This is a genomic window from Marinococcus sp. LNSP9103-4, assembly GCF_056034345.1.
In genome coordinates, this window is the sequence record NZ_JBQLIA010000004.1 from 165,735 (window position 1) to 181,906 (window position 16,172).

At 49.4% G+C, this 16,172-nt stretch carries 14 protein-coding genes and 1 riboswitch; of the genes, 11 read left to right on the top strand and 3 right to left on the bottom strand.

The window, feature by feature from the left end; translation table 11 throughout:
- The first annotated feature begins 145 nt into the window (after positions 1-145).
- The 5 genes from ACTRXG_RS04645 to ACTRXG_RS04665 all read left to right on the top strand — a co-directional run bounded on the left by ACTRXG_RS04645 (position 146) and on the right by ACTRXG_RS04665 (position 4,689).
- Complete coding sequence (locus ACTRXG_RS04645; RefSeq protein WP_474282150.1) at positions 146-1,294, top strand: NAD-dependent epimerase/dehydratase family protein; 1,149 nt, start codon at positions 146-148, stop codon at positions 1,292-1,294.
- Between the two features lie 19 nt (positions 1,295-1,313).
- The gene (locus tag ACTRXG_RS04650; protein ID WP_474284181.1) at positions 1,314-2,474 is read left to right on the top strand and encodes a glycosyltransferase family 4 protein; all 1,161 of its coding nucleotides are present in this window, start codon (positions 1,314-1,316) and stop codon (positions 2,472-2,474) included.
- 31 nt (positions 2,475-2,505) lie between these two features.
- Entirely contained in the window at positions 2,506-2,988 is a 483-nt protein-coding gene (locus ACTRXG_RS04655) for a GtrA family protein (protein ID WP_474261449.1), read from the top strand.
- A gap of 96 nt (positions 2,989-3,084) precedes the next feature.
- Entirely contained in the window at positions 3,085-3,534 is a 450-nt protein-coding gene (locus ACTRXG_RS04660) for a hypothetical protein (RefSeq protein ID WP_474261447.1), read from the top strand.
- Positions 3,535-3,564: 30 nt separating this feature from the next.
- Positions 3,565-4,689 (top strand): glycerate kinase family protein, encoded by a 1,125-nt coding sequence (locus ACTRXG_RS04665; protein ID WP_474284215.1) that lies wholly within the window; start codon positions 3,565-3,567, stop codon positions 4,687-4,689.
- Positions 4,690-4,734: 45 nt separating this feature from the next.
- Here the strand turns inward: ACTRXG_RS04665 and cls are convergent, their stop codons facing one another.
- The gene (cls, locus tag ACTRXG_RS04670; RefSeq protein WP_474261445.1) at positions 4,735-6,192 is read right to left on the bottom strand and encodes a cardiolipin synthase; all 1,458 of its coding nucleotides are present in this window, start codon (positions 6,190-6,192) and stop codon (positions 4,735-4,737) included.
- 244 nt (positions 6,193-6,436) lie between these two features.
- On the opposite strand from cls, the gene coaW reads away from it, so the two are divergent.
- From coaW to thiE, 6 genes are all read left to right on the top strand, one after another.
- Positions 6,437-7,297 (top strand): type II pantothenate kinase, encoded by an 861-nt coding sequence (gene coaW, locus ACTRXG_RS04675; RefSeq protein ID WP_474261444.1) that lies wholly within the window; start codon positions 6,437-6,439, stop codon positions 7,295-7,297.
- Positions 7,298-7,302: 5 nt separating this feature from the next.
- Positions 7,303-7,761 (top strand): MarR family winged helix-turn-helix transcriptional regulator, encoded by a 459-nt coding sequence (locus tag ACTRXG_RS04680; RefSeq protein ID WP_474284182.1) that lies wholly within the window; start codon positions 7,303-7,305, stop codon positions 7,759-7,761.
- 131 nt (positions 7,762-7,892) lie between these two features.
- Positions 7,893-11,252: an efflux RND transporter permease subunit gene (locus ACTRXG_RS04685; RefSeq protein ID WP_474261442.1), complete on the top strand. Its 3,360-nt coding sequence runs from the start codon at positions 7,893-7,895 to the stop codon at positions 11,250-11,252.
- A gap of 41 nt (positions 11,253-11,293) precedes the next feature.
- Positions 11,294-11,393, top strand: a riboswitch (TPP riboswitch).
- A 100-nt stretch (positions 11,394-11,493) separates the two neighbouring features.
- Positions 11,494-12,306, top strand: a complete 813-nt coding sequence (thiD, locus tag ACTRXG_RS04690; RefSeq protein WP_474284183.1) for a bifunctional hydroxymethylpyrimidine kinase/phosphomethylpyrimidine kinase — start codon at positions 11,494-11,496, stop codon at positions 12,304-12,306.
- A gap of 17 nt (positions 12,307-12,323) precedes the next feature.
- Entirely contained in the window at positions 12,324-13,127 is an 804-nt protein-coding gene (gene thiM / locus ACTRXG_RS04695) for a hydroxyethylthiazole kinase (RefSeq protein ID WP_474284184.1), read from the top strand.
- A 12-nt stretch (positions 13,128-13,139) separates the two neighbouring features.
- On the top strand, positions 13,140-13,799 hold the full coding sequence (gene thiE / locus ACTRXG_RS04700) for a thiamine phosphate synthase (protein WP_474284185.1): 660 nt from the start codon (positions 13,140-13,142) through the stop codon (positions 13,797-13,799).
- A 43-nt stretch (positions 13,800-13,842) separates the two neighbouring features.
- Here the strand turns inward: thiE and ACTRXG_RS04705 are convergent, their stop codons facing one another.
- Positions 13,843-15,270 (bottom strand): four-carbon acid sugar kinase family protein, encoded by a 1,428-nt coding sequence (locus ACTRXG_RS04705; protein WP_474284186.1) that lies wholly within the window; start codon positions 15,268-15,270, stop codon positions 13,843-13,845.
- Complete coding sequence (locus tag ACTRXG_RS04710) at positions 15,267-16,160, bottom strand: NAD(P)-binding domain-containing protein (protein ID WP_474284187.1); 894 nt, start codon at positions 16,158-16,160, stop codon at positions 15,267-15,269. The genes ACTRXG_RS04705 and ACTRXG_RS04710 overlap by 4 nt, the downstream gene beginning before the upstream one ends.
- Between the last annotated feature and the right edge of the window lie 12 nt (positions 16,161-16,172).

A 16,172-nucleotide genomic window follows, 5' to 3' on the forward strand; every position in this document is an offset into this window, starting at 1 on the left:
GTATTGTTTCGATGGGAATTCTACTCGGACGTACATATACGACGGCAACTTGCACTCTACGAGGTAGAAATTACCTTATAGATACCCATAGAATTATGTTTGTTTGAATTATCAGATTGTATTAAATGATGTGGAGGTAACTGACGTGAAAATTATTGTTGCAGGTGGAGATGGATTTTGTGGTTGGCCGACCGCGCTTTACTTATCAAAGCAGGGTCATGACGTATCAATTATCGACAGTATGGTACGCAGAAAAATTGATGATGAGCTTCATTCCAATTCGATTACCCCGATTGCAAGCCTTGAAGACAGGGTGGCGAAGTGGAAAGAGCTGACAGGAAAAGAAATACGTACATACGAAGGGGATCTTCAGCATTACGATTTCCTGCAGCAGGTGATGGAACAGGAAAAGCCGGAAGCATTCGTTCACTTTGCTGAACAGCGTTCTGCGCCTTATTCGATGATAGACCGCGAGCACGCAGTCTACACGCAGGTGAACAACGTAGTGGGGAATTTGAACGTGCTTTACGCTATTAAAGAAATGGCTCCGGAGTGCCACCTGATTAAGCTTGGTACGATGGGAGAATACGGCACGCCGAATATTCCAATTGAAGAAGGGTACCTGGAAGTGGAACATAAGGGCCGCAAAGACCGCCTTCCTTTTCCAAAACAGCCGGGCTCCTTCTATCATTTATCAAAAGTACATGACAGCCATAACATTATGTTTGCCTGCAAAGTATGGGGCATCCGGGCTACTGACTTAAACCAGGGCATCGTTTACGGCCTGGATACGAATGAAACCAACATGGACCCGGTGCTTACCAACCGCCTGGACTACGACGGGGTTTTTGGAACAGCGCTGAACCGTTTTATCATCCAGTCCGCCATCGGACGTAACTTGACAGTTTACGGAAAAGGCGGCCAGACCCGCGGCTTCCTGAACCTTGAAGATACAGTGCGCTGTGTGGAAATTGCAGCAGAAAAGCCGGCTGAGCCTGGAGAGTTCCGTGTATTCAATCAGTTCACTGAAGACTTTTCTGTACTCGAACTCGCTGAACGGGTGAAAAAGGTAGCTGAAGAAGAAGGCTACCACGTAGATGTGGATCATCTGGAAAATCCGCGGGTGGAGCTTGAAGAGCATTTCCTTGAAGCGGTAAACACCAATCTTTTAGACTTGGGACTGGAGCCGCACTTTTTAACAGACGACGTTATCCGCCACATCCTAAAAGCGGTGATTGAACATAAAGAGCGGGTAATCGAAGAAAACGTACTGCCGAGTGTGAGCTGGAAATAAAAACGGGGAGTTGTCTTCTATGAAGATAATGATCATCACCGAGACTTTTCTGCCTTCTACAGATGGAATTGTTACACGATTAACAGCCTGCATACGCTGGCTGCATCGTGATGGTCATGAAGTACAGATTGTAGCCCCGGATCTGGGTGTGTATGAATTTGATGGAGCAGAAGTGAAAGGGGTGCCTGCGCGCGCCCTCCCTTTTTATCGTTCAAAGAAGTTCGCTCTCCCGAACCGGGTAGTCAAGAAGTATATACAGGATTTCGGGCCTGACGTCGTACACGTCGTAAACCCCGCGGTTGTAGGCTATTCGGGTGTTAACTATGCGAACAAGCTGGATGTGCCGCTGGTTGCCTCCTATCATACAAATCTGACCCAGTACATGTCCTACTATAATCTGGGCATGCTGAAATGGCTGATGTGGTGGTATGTACGGCGCCTGCATAATAAAGCGGACATTAACCTCTGCACCTCGCAGACCGTGCAGACAGAGCTTCAGGAAAAAAGGTTTGAACGCATGCATCTGTGGAAACGGGGAGTAGATACCGAGCAGTTCCATCCCAGACACCACAGTAGAAAGATGCGGGAGCGGCTTTCCGGTGGAAAAAGCGACAGAACGCTGCTGCTTTATGTAGGACGGCTCGCAGCTGAAAAGGAGATCGAAAAAATCCGCGACGTCCTCGAAGAATCGGACAAGTTTTGTCTGGCCATCGTAGGAGACGGTCCACACCGCGAGGAGCTTGAAAAGCATTTCGAAGGCACGGACACTGTATTTACAGGTTTTATGCATGGAGATGAGCTGGCTTCTACGTTTGCCTCCTCCGATGTTTTTGTCTTTCCTTCCACGACGGAGACGCTGGGGCTTGTGATTATGGAGGCAATGGCCTCCGGCCTGCCTCTTGTTGCTGCAGAAAGCGGGCCCACAAAGGAACAGCTGACCTCGGAACGAAATGGCCTTTTGTATGATCCGCATACGAAAGATGACTTTAAAAACACGGTCTGCCGTTTCGAAGATGAAACCCTCCGTAAACGTCTGGCCGACCAGGCCTTTACAGATGTTGCTACCTTTGGATGGGAAGCGGCAGCAGAGCAGATCCGGGATTTATACAAAGAAGCAGCCGGTGTGAAGGTTTCAAAATCGGCGGAAGATAGTGACACAGTTTCAGAAGAACGCCAGTAAGCGTAGATTTCATCAAGAACAGAGGGGTTCTATGGGTAAGAATCAAAAGCGGCGTGGTCCTCTTCAGGCGCTTCAGTTTAGTGCGATTGGTGTAACGAATGCTGTAGTCGATATAGGGGCGTTGAATCTGCTTCTATTTCTTTTTCCAAGTGAAGAGCGGATGACTTTAACGCTTTTTAATACGATCGCTTACGCGCTGGCGGTAACAAACAGCTACATCTGGAACGTGTTTATTACGTTTCGGGATTCTGCGAAAGGAAGTACCCGCCAGCGGTTAGTGTTTATTATTCAGGGACTGATCAGTCTCGGTATTAATAACGCTGTATTTTTAGGATTTAATGCTTTGTTTCAGGCACTTGGAGTACCGACTTGGATCCGCCAGAACCTGGCTAAGGGACTGGCCATGCTGGCTTCGTTCACGGCGAGTTTCTTTATGATGAAATACTTTGTGTTTAAAGACTTTAACCGCCGGTATCCCAACCGTGAACAATCTTCACGGGAAGAAAACCAGTAGAAGAACATCTCAGAGCCGCTGCTGCAGCGGAGCGGGGTGTTCTTTTATTATGTCAAAAGAACACGCATGCTATACTGAAAAAAGGGGGGAGACGAATTGGAGCCTATCCATTTGTATTTATCGAGATATAAGGAGCATATGAACTACCTGCGTCAGACAGGACAGGAGACCCCGTCCTTCCGGGAGCTGCGGGAAAATGAAATTCCCCGCCTGCTTCAGGTGTCGGATTCCTACGTACAGATGGCAGCTGCAGACGGAGAAGAAGGTGAGAAAGCGTACAAGCTTCTTGCTTCTGTCCAGTTAGCCGATGGAACCGGCTGGAATATGAGCGGCGAATTTGTGCCTTCGGCAAACGACTGGTTCCCGGATGAGCAGCCGCTGACTCACCAAACATCCTATTGCGGTTTTTGCCAGGGGACGCTCGGTTTTTTTAAAAACGAAGATATGACAAACTTTGACTGCATGCTGCCGCTGCCGGAAAAAAAGTGGCTGTTTGAAAAAATGCTGGAGCAGCACGCATCTTCTATTTATCCCAACCAGTCGTAGAGCGTAAAGGAGGAGGAACAATTGAAAGTAGTGATCGCACCGGATTCATTCAAGGAAAGCATGACAGCCATGGAAGCAGCCCAGGCAATCGAAAGGGGATTCCGCCAGGGTATTGGAAACTCGGAGGGTCTTGTTACAGAGCTGATACCGATGGCCGATGGTGGTGAAGGAACCACGCAGTCGCTTCGCGACGGCCTTGGCGGAGAGCTTCATACAGTGGAGGCGCTCGGGCCGGACGGAAGTACCGTGAAGGCTGAATTTGTTTACATTGAGCAATCCCGCACAGCTGTTATTGAAATGGCCGAAGCTTCAGGAATTGGCCTCGTGGCTAAAGAGAGCAGGGATCCGCTGACGGCTACCTCCTACGGTACAGGACAGATGATTTTGAAAGCGCTCAACCATGGAGCGGAGCGGATTATTTTAGGGCTTGGCGGCAGTGCCACAAATGACGGCGGGGCCGGGATGGCTGCTGCACTGGGCGTTCGTTTTCTGGACCGGAATGGAAATGATCTTGGGTCCGGCGGGAGGGCACTCAAGCATCTGGACCGCATTGATACGGCCGGGCTCGACAAGAGAATTCATGAAGTAGCCGTGCGTGCTGCCTGCGATGTCACGAATCCACTGACTGGGCCGGAGGGAGCAAGTGCTGTCTATGGCCCGCAGAAGGGGGCGGGGGCTGAAGCTGTTCAGGAGCTGGACGAAGCGCTGCGTGTGCTTGGGGAAGTAATTGAACGGGATCTGGATAAATCAGTGCTTCAGGAAAAGGGAGCTGGGGCAGCGGGAGGCCTGGGGGCCGGTGCGATAGCTTTTTTAAATGCTGCGCTTGAGCCGGGCATAGACATTGTGCTTGAAGAGAGCCGCTTCGCTGAGCGAAGTGCCGGGGCGTCGCTTGTTATTACCGGCGAAGGAAAAATCGATGCTCAGACCGTATTTGGCAAAACGCCGGTTGGAGTAGCGAAAGCATCCCCTCAAGGAAGTACGGTCGTTGCGGTTGCCGGCCAGCTCGGCGATGGTTATGAAAAGGTGTATGAAGCGGGTATTGATGCTGCTTTCAGTATGGTGCCGGGCATCGTTTCCCTGGAGCAGGCAATGCAGGAAAGCACCCGTTACATCGAAAACTGGGCCCGGAGTCTCGCCGGTTTGTGGAAAACATAAAAAATCCGCTGCTTCTTAACGAGAAGCAGCGGATTTTTGCATCGTTTATAAAATCGGGGATAGAAGGTGGGATACTGCTTCCTTGATACGGATCCAGAGCGAGCGCTGCCGGTACGCCTCAAGGGTGAGCTCGGAGGAGTGCGTATTCATATCGTACAAGAAGGTATCGGTCAGCTGTTTCGTCGTTTCCGCATGGTAGATAAAAGCGTTCACTTCGAAGTTCAGCCGGAAGCTGCGCACGTCGATATTGGCTGTGCCCACCGAACTGATTTCATCATCCACCATAATCGTTTTGGCATGAATAAAGCCGTTGTTGTAAATATAAACACGGGCGCCGGCACGAAGAACAATGCCCACGTGGGAATACGTGGCCCAGTAAACAAACGGATGATCGGGCATGCTCGGGATCATGATGCGGACGTCGACCCCCGATAAAGAAGCGATCCGGATGGCATCCATCAGACTCTCGTCCGGAATAAAATAGGGAGTCTGGATATACACTGAATGCTTGGCGGAATTGATCATTTTTATATATCCATTTTTAATCTGCTCCCATTCGGAGTCCGGGCCGCTTGAGACAATCTGCATGCTGCATTCCCCGGGCTCGGCAAGAGTGGGAAAATAACGTTCTTCGTAATGGATGGGATTTCTGGAATTAGCCTGGTTCCAGTCGAGAATGAACCGTGTCTGCGCTGTTTTGACAGACTGCCCTTCCAGACGCAGGTGGGTGTCCCGCCAGTAACCGAACTTTTTGCTGAGACCAAGGTATTCATCGCCAATATTAAATCCGCCAACATAGGAGGTTTTTCCGTCTATCACAACAATTTTCCGGTGGTTGCGGTAATTGAGGCGTAAATTAATAATCGGCAAACGCTTCGGGAAGAAGACCGCTGCTTCTCCGCCGGCTGCCTCAAGGCCCTGGAGTGCTTTTTTACGCATCTTTCTTGAGCCCATGTCATCGTAGAGCAGCCGGACGACCACTCCCTCTTCTGCTTTTTTCCTTAGTGCTTCGATAACCCGTCGTCCGAGGTTGTCGCTTCGAAGAATGTAGTACTGCAGGTGAATATGATCCTGAGCCTTCTCGATATCCTTAATCAGATTATCGAACTTTTCGTGGCCGTCCGTATACACCCGGACATCGTTTTCCTTCGTAAGCACCGACCCGTCGTTTGCAAGCTGCATATAGATCAGGTCCCGGTGCTTGGAGGAAACGGAATCTGAAAACTGAAAAGTGCCATTACGCAGTGTATGCATCTGCTCCTGAATCAGCTCTTCAATTCCGATTTTTTCGATATCCGCCCAGTCAAACAGCCGTTTTCTAGTCAGGTTCTGCCCGAAAATTAAATAAAGCACGAATCCCAGAAAAGGGATAAAAAACAGCACCATAATCCAGGCCCAGATGGCGGTGGCGTTTCTTTTTTCAATAAAGATAATGACAAAGGCGAAAAATAAATTAAAAATCGATAATATTGCTAAGAAAATGGATAATATCTCGAAGCCCATCTGCTTTCCCCATTCTTCCTCTATGTTGAAACGGAGGACCTTGTTAAATTTATAGATACCTGCGTATTAGGCAGTAGTATTATTTTAACAAAATTAAAGCCGTTGCGAAGCAGGAAACCTATAATTTTGAGAAAAACAGGAAGAAGCGGCGTGCTGCATCGTTTTCAATTATTCAGGAAGTAGGATAAAATACGAAGAGACGACAGAAGATATAACTATTTGAACGCGGGACAGGGGGAAAAGAATGAAAAATGAAGTAGTCGGTATTGATGCAGGCGGTACGCTGATTAAAATTGCTTACCGTGTGAACGATGAATGGGAGCTGAAAAAAATACCCCTCACCGACATGGAGCAGGTGCAGACATGGATTGAAGAGCGGGTCGATAATCCAGTTATTCATATTACGGGAGGGAAGGCGGAAACGCTGAGGAAGTCCCTGCCCTGGGCTGCAGAGCCTATCAGTGAGTTTGAAGCCACATGTAGGGGCGTTTCGTATTTGCGGAAACGTTTTAATGAAGACGATACCTACGGGGACACGTATATTATTACAAACGTCGGGACCGGGACCTCAATACACTTCGCTGGCCCGGAAGAATACGAACGCGTTGGCGGCAGCGGGATGGGAGGGGGAACGCTTATCGGTCTTTCCTATCTTCTCACCGGCATTGAAGCGTATGAAGAAATACTGCGTCTTGGAAAAGAAGGGGACGGACGGTCGCTGAACGTCAAGGTAAAGGATATTTATACTGATGAAGAGCCGCCGATTTCCGGGGATCTTACGGCCAGCAACTTCGGAAATATTATGAATATGAAAAACAATGAGTATGAAAATAAAGACTACATTGCTGCTGTTGTACGGATGATCGGTGAAACGATTACGACGATGAGCGTTCAGATGGCCGACCGGCTGAACACCGATTCCATAGTATATATTGGTTCAACCTTTGATAAGCACGACAATTTAAAAGAAATTATTGGCGGCTACACGAAGCTCCGGGGAAAAGAACCATGCTTTCTTCCTTACGGAGAATTCAGTGGAGCTGTAGGGGCTTATATGCACGAACAGCCGCAGATTGCTGCAAAGAAAGCTGAAGGAAAAGGATGAATAAGATGAGCGAAATGGAACCATATACACACAGAGAGCTGTTTGAACAGGCGGTAAATACACTTGAAAATATTAGTACACTGCTGCAGCCGGAGGTTCCGATGCTTGGGGAGCTGCAATTAACGACCCGCCAGGAAGCGCTGTTCTTTATGAACCTGCGGCACGAGGGTCTGACGCTCACAGAGATGGCTCACCGGCTGCGCATTTCAAAAAGTGCGGTAAGCCAGGCGATGAAGCGTCTCGAAGAAGAAGATCTTCTTTACCGCGCTTCCAATAAAGAAAACAAAAGAGAAACCCAGCTTGTATATGGGGTGAAAGGCCGGAAGCTGAAAGAAGAATTGACAATTTTTCAACAAAATATTGTGGATCAGTATATTGCCAAAATACCGCTTGAAGAATTAAAGCAGGCAACCCAGGTTATACACCGGCTTGAGGAAGAAATTAATAACGCGTATAAAAAATAAAAGAAGCAGGCCGCCCATGCATCTTCATTGACGGAAGCCATCCAGTCGTTTAAGGTTGTTTGTGTAGTTAAGTTACTTAACAGTTTAGACGATGAACTATCGAAATATACATACCAATGGAGGAACGATGCATGAAAATTACCCGCACATCTATCCGGCGGCCGAAACTGACCATTGTCGGCATGATTTTATTTATCATGATGGGTTTCGTATCGCTGACGAATCTGCCTTTGCAGCTGTTTCCAGAGATTGAACCACCGGTCGCAGCTGTAGCGACAAACTATGAGGGCGCCGGCCCGGAAGAAATTGAAAGCAGCGTTACAGAACCGATGGAAGAGCAGCTCTCCACTATCGAAGGACTGGACCGCATGACCTCCCAGTCAGAGGAAGGCACAAGCCTTGTACTGCTTGAACTATCATGGAGCACTTCAGTGGAGGATGTGCAGCAGGAAATCAACAATGCCATGAACAATGCCAACCTGCCGGATGATGCGGGAGATCCTTCGTTTATCGAGTTTGATCCGGATGCGCAGGGTATGATTCAAATGGCTGCTTATTCCGAAGGAAACGGCCTGGCTGAAACCCAGAGCCAGGTGGATGACATCATAACCGAGCTTGAACGCACTGAAGGAGTTGCAAGTGTTGATACAAGCGGTGGACTGGACGAAGTATTCGAAATTTCGCTGGACCAGGAATCGCTTGAAGACAACAACGTGACCCAGTCTGACGTCACTAATGCCGTTCAGGCAAACAATATTACGCAGCCGGGGGGAACGATTACCTCCGGAGAACAAACGTTGACGACCCGTACAGTCAATGAACTTGGCGGAGTCGAGGATTTGGAAGAAGTGGCGGTCGGCCAGGATGAATCCGGGGATACGGTTACTGTCAGTGATGTAGGAGAAGTGGAGCGTACCACTGAGGAACAGACAGCCTACACTGAAGTGAACCAGGAGCCCGGTATTCAAATGACCGTGCTGAAGGAGTCAGATGCCAATACGGCCCAGGTCTCCACGGACTTTAACGATACGCTGGACGATCTGCTTGAGGAAGATCAGTACAATGATCTCGACACGACGATTATTTACGATGAAGGGGATTACGTTCAGCAATCCATTAACAGCGTAGCTCTTGCATTAATTGCCGGCGGTGTTTTCGCCATGGTTGTTCTTTTCTTCTTCTTAAGAAACTTAACGACACCGCTCATTATTGGTATTGCGATACCATTTTCGGTAATTGTGACATTTGCATTTCTTTACTTTACCGATGTGAGTTTAAACTTAATGACGATGGGCGGTCTGGCTCTTGGGATCGGGATGCTTGTCGATAATGCGATTGTTGTTATTGAAAATATATACAGGCACCTGTCGATGAAAAAACTCCCTAAGCGGGCAGCTCTAGACGGTACAAAGGAAGTGGCCGGAGCGATTACAGCTTCGACCTTGACGACAGTAGCTGTCTTTCTGCCAATCGTCTTTATTTCCGGTATTGTCGGCGAGATTTTCCAGGCCTTTGCTTTATCAGTAGCCTTCAGTCTGCTTGCTTCTCTGCTTGTAGCTGTCACGGTTGTGCCGATGATTGCAAGCCGTGTGCTGAAGCCGCTGCCGGAAGACAGGGAAGTAAAGCGTGAAAAATCCAGGCCGATGAGATTTCTGGACCGTTCGATCCGCTGGGTCCTCGGTCATCGCGCTGTCGCTCTGCTGTTAACACTGCTCCTGCTGCTTGGCGGAGCCGGCGGCATTGCCCAGACCGGGGTGAACTTTATCCCGACGACAGATCAGGGCTTTTTCACGATCAATGTTGAAAAAGAAAATGGCACAAATCTGGAAACGACCGGAGAAACGGTCGACGAAATTGAAAGCGTGCTTGAAAACCAGGATGAGATTGCAAGCTATATGGCGGTAGTCGGCTCGGGCGGCAGTGGAGTTGCAGCCGGAGGCGGTGGAAGCTCGGGATCCAATGAAGCTTCTATTACAGTTACAATGGAGGATCTCGAAGACCGGGACATATCGACCGAGGAAATGATTGAAGAAATTGAGTCCGATGTGGAAAACACGGACGAGCAGGCAGATATTTCGTTATCGTCTTCTGCAGCCATCGGCGGCGGAGAAGCAAATTCCGTGGAATTTACGCTCTCAAACGAAAATGAAGAGCGACTCGCTGAAGATGCAGACGCAGTACAGTCGGAGCTTGAAAGTGAAAACACGATTCGGAATGTAGAAACGTCAGATGAAGAGACTGCTCCGGAAATTCAGGTGCAGATTAACGAAGACGATGCGCAGGATAATGGCCTGACGCCGGCTGAAATCGCGCAGACGGTAAACAGTACTACAAGCGGGGAAGTGGCGTCGACAATCCAGACGGATAATGAAGGCCCGCTGAATGTGAACGTGCAGTATGCAGAGGATTCCCTTGAAAACCAGGAGGACCTTGAAAGTCTGCAGCTCGCTACTCCGGAAGGAGAATACGTCAGCTTAAGCGACGTGGCTGATATTGAAGAAGGAGAGGGGCCGGCGGTTATTAACCGGCTTGACCAGGAGCGGAGTACTGAGTTTACAGTCACATACGGCTCCGGAACGAGTCTGAACGAAACCTCTACGTTAATTGAGGATACGATTGACGATGTAGATACCGGAGCGGCGACTACATTGAACTTCTCCGGCGAACAGGAGCTTCTCGATGACAGCATTCAGAGTCTGGTGTTTGCCTTCCTGCTGGCGGTGGTGTTCATTTATCTCGTAATGGCTGGACAGTTTGAATCATTCAAATATCCGTTTGTGGTAATGTTCAGCGTACCGCTGGTCGTGATCGGTGTTATGCTTGCCTTGTTTGCGACCCAGACACCACTAAGTATCACAGTGTTTATCGGCTTGATTGTACTTGCGGGTATTGTTGTTAACAACGCGATTGTGCTTGTTGATTATACGAATCAGCTGGTGGAACGGGGGCTGCCGGTAAGAGAAGCCGTTATTGAATCTGTGAAAAAGCGGGCACGCCCTATCCTGATGACAGCTTCTACGACTATCCTTGGGGTGCTGCCGCTTGCCCTCGGATTTGGGGAAGGAGCAGAAATTCAGCAGCCGATGGGTATTGCAGTCATCGGCGGTCTCATCAGCAGTACGTTCCTGACGCTGTTTATTATTCCAACGCTCTATACCTTGTTTACCAAAGAAACAAGAAGCATGAATAAAAAATTCGCCATGCCGGACGGGGGCTACATGTACGGCTGGGAAGTAGAAGAACGGCGAAAGGAACGGGAAAAGAGAGAACAGGAAGAACGGAATAATAATGAAGACCAGCAGAATAATGAAGCTGCAGAACAGAGCAAGGAACCTGAGAATGTAGAAGATAAAAAACGCGAAGACTTGTCGCGGGATGAGATTCTGTACCTTCTCGAACGTATCGTCGGTAACTCACAAAATGAGGAACGGGACCGTTCCTCGAAGGATTCAGACAAAAATAAAAAATCCGGCGATGATGAAAAAAATTGACATTAGGACTGTGCGTCACGTACGATTAAGAAAAATAGTAAGGAATCCGCTAGGGGCGCCTGCGCTGAGACAAGAACCATTCTTGGTCCCTTCGAACCTGATCTGGGTAGTACCAGCGTAGGGAAGTGGAGCTTCGTTTTATACAAATACGTACGTATACGCCAAAGCTCACTCTCTACTTTCAGGGAGTGAGCTTTTTTTGAACCTAAAGCAGGATTCCTTCTAAAGGAGGATACAACGAATGCCACAAGTACCTAAAGTATTAACCATAGCCGGAACAGATCCTACCGGCGGGGCTGGGATCCAGGCTGACCTGAAAGCATTTCAGGAATGTGAAGCCTACGGGATGTCTGCTATTACGAGCGTGCTCGCACAAAATACAACCGGGGTCCAAAAGGTGGAGCATATGAGCACCAGTCTGCTTCAGGCCCAGCTGGATTCCGTCTTTGATGATATTATGCCGGATGCGGTAAAAACCGGAATGATCGCAACGCCGGATATGATCCGCACGACGGTGAACATGCTGAAAAAATACGACCTGCCGGTGGTTATTGACCCGGTGATGGTTGCCACGAGCGGCGATTCTCTGTCTGAGAAGGAGACGCTTGAAGTCATGAAAAATGAATTTCTTCCTCTGGCCGCAGTCGTCACGCCGAATATGGCTGAGGCAGCAAGCCTGACGGACTTTCAAATCCAGACCCTCGAAGAGATGGAAGCAGCTGCTAAAAAAATTGTTGATGAATTAGGGGCCCGGGCAGCGCTTGTTAAGGGCGGCCATATGAAAGAAGACGCAGTCGATATTTTGTACGTCGATGGAGAAATTCATTATTTCCGTTCGCCGCGGACGGATACAAAGCACACGCACGGGACAGGCTGTACACTATCAGCCGCGATTGCCGCAAAGCTTGCACGGGGCAAGTCCATCTATCTGGCAGTGCAGGAAAGCAAAGAATATATTACCAATGCGATTGCACACCCCCTGGAGATCGGTAAAGGCAATGGGCCTGTCAACCACTGGGGAGTGCGCGTTCCACTCGATCAACTACTAAAATAAAGAAATGAGGGATCGGCATGAAAGCAAAGGAAGTTATAGGTCTGCTGGAGGAAGTACGAAAAACACGGCCGCTGATTCATAATATTACGAACACAGTAGTAACCAATTTTACTGCAAATGGACTGCTGTCGATGGGCGCATCTCCGGTTATGGCAAACGCGCCGGAGGAAGCAGCCGAAATGGCAAAAGCAGCGAACGCACTTGTACTCAATATTGGTACGCTGAACCGCGAACAGGTGAAGGCGATGCGGATCGCCGGCAAAGCAGCCAATGAAAAAGGCATCCCCGTTGTACTGGATCCCGTAGGGGCAGGCGCGACGGCTTACCGGACCGAAACGGCGATTGCTCTTCTCGAAGAGCTGGACGTGGCGCTGATCCGGGCAAATGCAGGAGAAATGGCCGCGCTGCTCGGCGAAAGCGGGAATATACAGGGCGTAGACGCTTCGGGAGAAGCAGATAACCCGGAGCTTGCCAAAGAAGCTGCAAGAAAGTTTGAAGCAATTGCCGCGGTGACCGGAGTGGAAGACGCAGTCGCTCATCAGGGCGAAGTATTTATCGTGCAGAATGGCCATACGCTGCTGACCAAAGTAACCGGCACCGGCTGTCTTCTCAGTTCGATCGCAGCATCCTTTTTAACCGTTCAGCATTCGGCTGGAGCAGTAGCAGCCGCACTTGCTTATTACGGGGCAGCAGCAGAAATCGCAGGCAGTCTAACGACGAGGGAGGGCCCGGGCTCCTTTCAAATTGAATTATTAAACGCCCTCCACGCAACACAGGAAATGGATCTGCGCCACTATATCCGCGTCAAACAGGAATCATAGGGAGCTGAAACCATGGATAAAGAGATTTTGAAGCTGTATTTTATTATGGGAAGCAACAATACAGGTGGACGAAACCCGGAAGAGGTACTGCAGGAAGCTCTTCAGGGCGGTATTACGTGCTTCCAGTTCCGCGAAAAAGGCCAGGGGGGACTGCCTGAAGAGGAAAAATGGCAGCTCGGCCGGAAGATGAAGGCCCAGTGTGCTGCCTTTAATGTTCCGTTTATTGTTAATGACGATGTGGATATGGCGATCCGGCTCGAAGCAGACGGGATTCATATCGGACAGGAGGATGATCCGGCTTCTAAAGTTAAAGAACGCTGCCCTTCCCGCATGGTGATCGGGGTATCCGTGCGCACTATTGAAGAAGCACACCGGGCGGCTGCAGACGGGGCGGATTACCTGGGCGTAGGCCCGATGTTTGCGACTGATACTAAAGAAGATGCCAAAGCACCAGTCGGACTGGAGGGCATCCGCCGGCTCCGGGCGGAAGGCATTGCTCTTCCAATTGTAGGTATCGGCGGCATTGACGCCTCCAACGCTGCTGATATTGTGGTGGCCGGAGCTGACGGAGTGTCATTGATCTCTGCGATCAGTCTGGCAGACGAGCCGGAAGATGCTGCAAGAGAACTTCGCAGCCGTTTGAATGGGCCGGCAGAAAAACAGGAAAAATAGATGAACCGGCGGGTCAGTACAAACTTCCCGCCGGTTCTTTATGTTATATATGCTTCTGTAAGGTTTGTACGACGTGCTGTAATGTTTCTTTTTCTCCTACATTTCCCGGGAAAATTACATAGGGAATACCAGGAAAGCGGCTTTTCTTATCTGTCTGCCAGACGGGTACACCGGGAGCAATCTGCCCGAGCACTTCTGCTTTTTTTACGAGCAGCCCCTTCGTGCCAACATCGCTTGATGTAATACCGCCTTTCGCAACGACAAATGCCGGCTGTGAAGCAGCATTTTTCACAAAGTTTGTTACTGCATCGGAAATTTTTACGGATAGAGCCAGCTCTTCTTCTTTTCGGTTCGCTCCTAAGTCAATGCGCTCCCGGGAAGTGTAGACGCATACCGTAGTCCCGCCTTCGATAGAGTCATTGACGACCTGCTGAACGCGGCGGGTTTCCTTACGGAAGGCATTATCATCCATTACTGCAGGACAATAAAATTCCACGAATTGGATATCGGTCAGCTGTTTTAGGGCTTCGAGCTGCTCCGTCGATTTTTGCACATGAGAGCCGATAATAATCAGACCGCCATTGTCACTTTGGTGCTCGAAGAGGATCTCCGCGTCTAAATACGGTTTGCGGATAATACCGCCAATTTCTTTAGTAAACGTCGCCGCCGTCCGGAAGAGAAAGTTTTTCCGATTCTGCACGGCGCGGAACAGGGCTGTGCAGAATACTTTTACATCTGTTTCGCTGACAGCGTTAACGATGATCTTTTGAAAGGAAGCGGCCTGTTCGAGTTTAGCCTCGATCGCTTCGAGGTCGAGAGCGCGGAGCTCGTCAAGAGAGATGGAAATAACATCTTCCTTCTTAAATCTGCTGCCTGTTTTTTCTTCTATATATTCGCCTAAGTGGCTCGAAGCAAATCCAAACATCCGGTCGCGGGCAAATTCTGTTTCCGCTACGGGTACAAAGGTTTCCCCCTGCTGAATATAGTGGACGTCGAAAGCGGTCCGCCGGTTGCCCTGTTCAAAAAAAGGAATAAGAATTTCTCCGTCCACTGCTTTGCCTGTCCGGGCCTCGAGCGTATCTTTTAAAACCTCTGTTTCCAGCGGGTAGTGACCTCGCAGGGTGGAGTCTCCCCGGCTGATCAGCAGAAATGGCTGATTTTTTTCTTCAGATACGCGGGCTATTCGCTCTGCGATGTCAGTATGGACTTTCGTTGTTTCGGCTTCAGAGAAGGAACGCGAATTTGTGAGGATGAAGATGAGCTGCCGCTCGTCTTCAAAGGCCTCCCGAATAGTCGACTCCTCCCAGTCTGTATACACCGGCACGCCGTGGACAGTCTGAACACCGGTAGGATCGTCGTCGAGGGAGATGATTTTGTGAGGTATATTTTCGGCTGCTTCCGTAAAAAAAGCGTCTACTTTCTTCTCATCGTAATCTGGAAGGGAGTTAATGTAACTATTTATCTGTGTCATCCGTGTTTTCCTCCTTTTGGCACTGAATAGTTCGCAAGCATTTCGTAGTGCTGAAGCACGCCGCTGTGATCGTCGGATTGTTTGCCGTGCGCAATCATCGATTCATACATTTCAGCCACATCCGATGCAAGCGGCAGGGGGACCCCGAGGGATTTGCCGGTTTGAAGCACGTTAGAGAGATCCTTTAAATTAATGTCAATGCGTCCGCCTGCAGTAAAGTCCCGTTCGAGAATTTTTGGGATTTTTGCATCGAGTACACTGCTGCCGGCCAGGCCATTGCGGATGGCTTCATATACTTTATCAATGTCCGCTCCTGCTTTGGAAGCGAGAAGAACGGCTTCCGACATGGCTGCCATCGTGACATTTACTAATATTTGATTGGCAAGCTTCGTAGTGGATCCGGCTCCCACTTCACCAACATGTGTGACGTCTGTGCCAACAGCCCGCAGCACTGGATAAGCAGCAGCAAAAGCGTAATCGCTGCCGCCAGCCATGATGGAAAGCGTACCGTCTATCGCTTTCGGTTCACCGCCGCTTACCGGGGCATCCAGAAAGGCTGCTTCTTTTTCCTGAAGCCTCTCTGCCCAGCGCTTGGAGTCCACGGGGGAGACAGAGCTCATATCAATAACGATGGCTCCCTTTTTCACGACTGGCAGAATGTCATTAATTATTACTTCATCGAGTATAGCGGTGGTGGGGAGCATTGTGATAATAATGTCGCTGTTTTCAGCAGCTTCCCCTGCCGAATCAGCAGCTTTCCCGCCTGCTTCCATTACCCGCTCTCTGGCTGCAGGGTGGATATCAAATCCCTTCAGTGCAAAACCGGCCTTCAGAAGATTTTCGGCCATCGGCCCTCCCATAATGCCTAAACCAATTTGTCCGATATTCATATCGTTTCACTC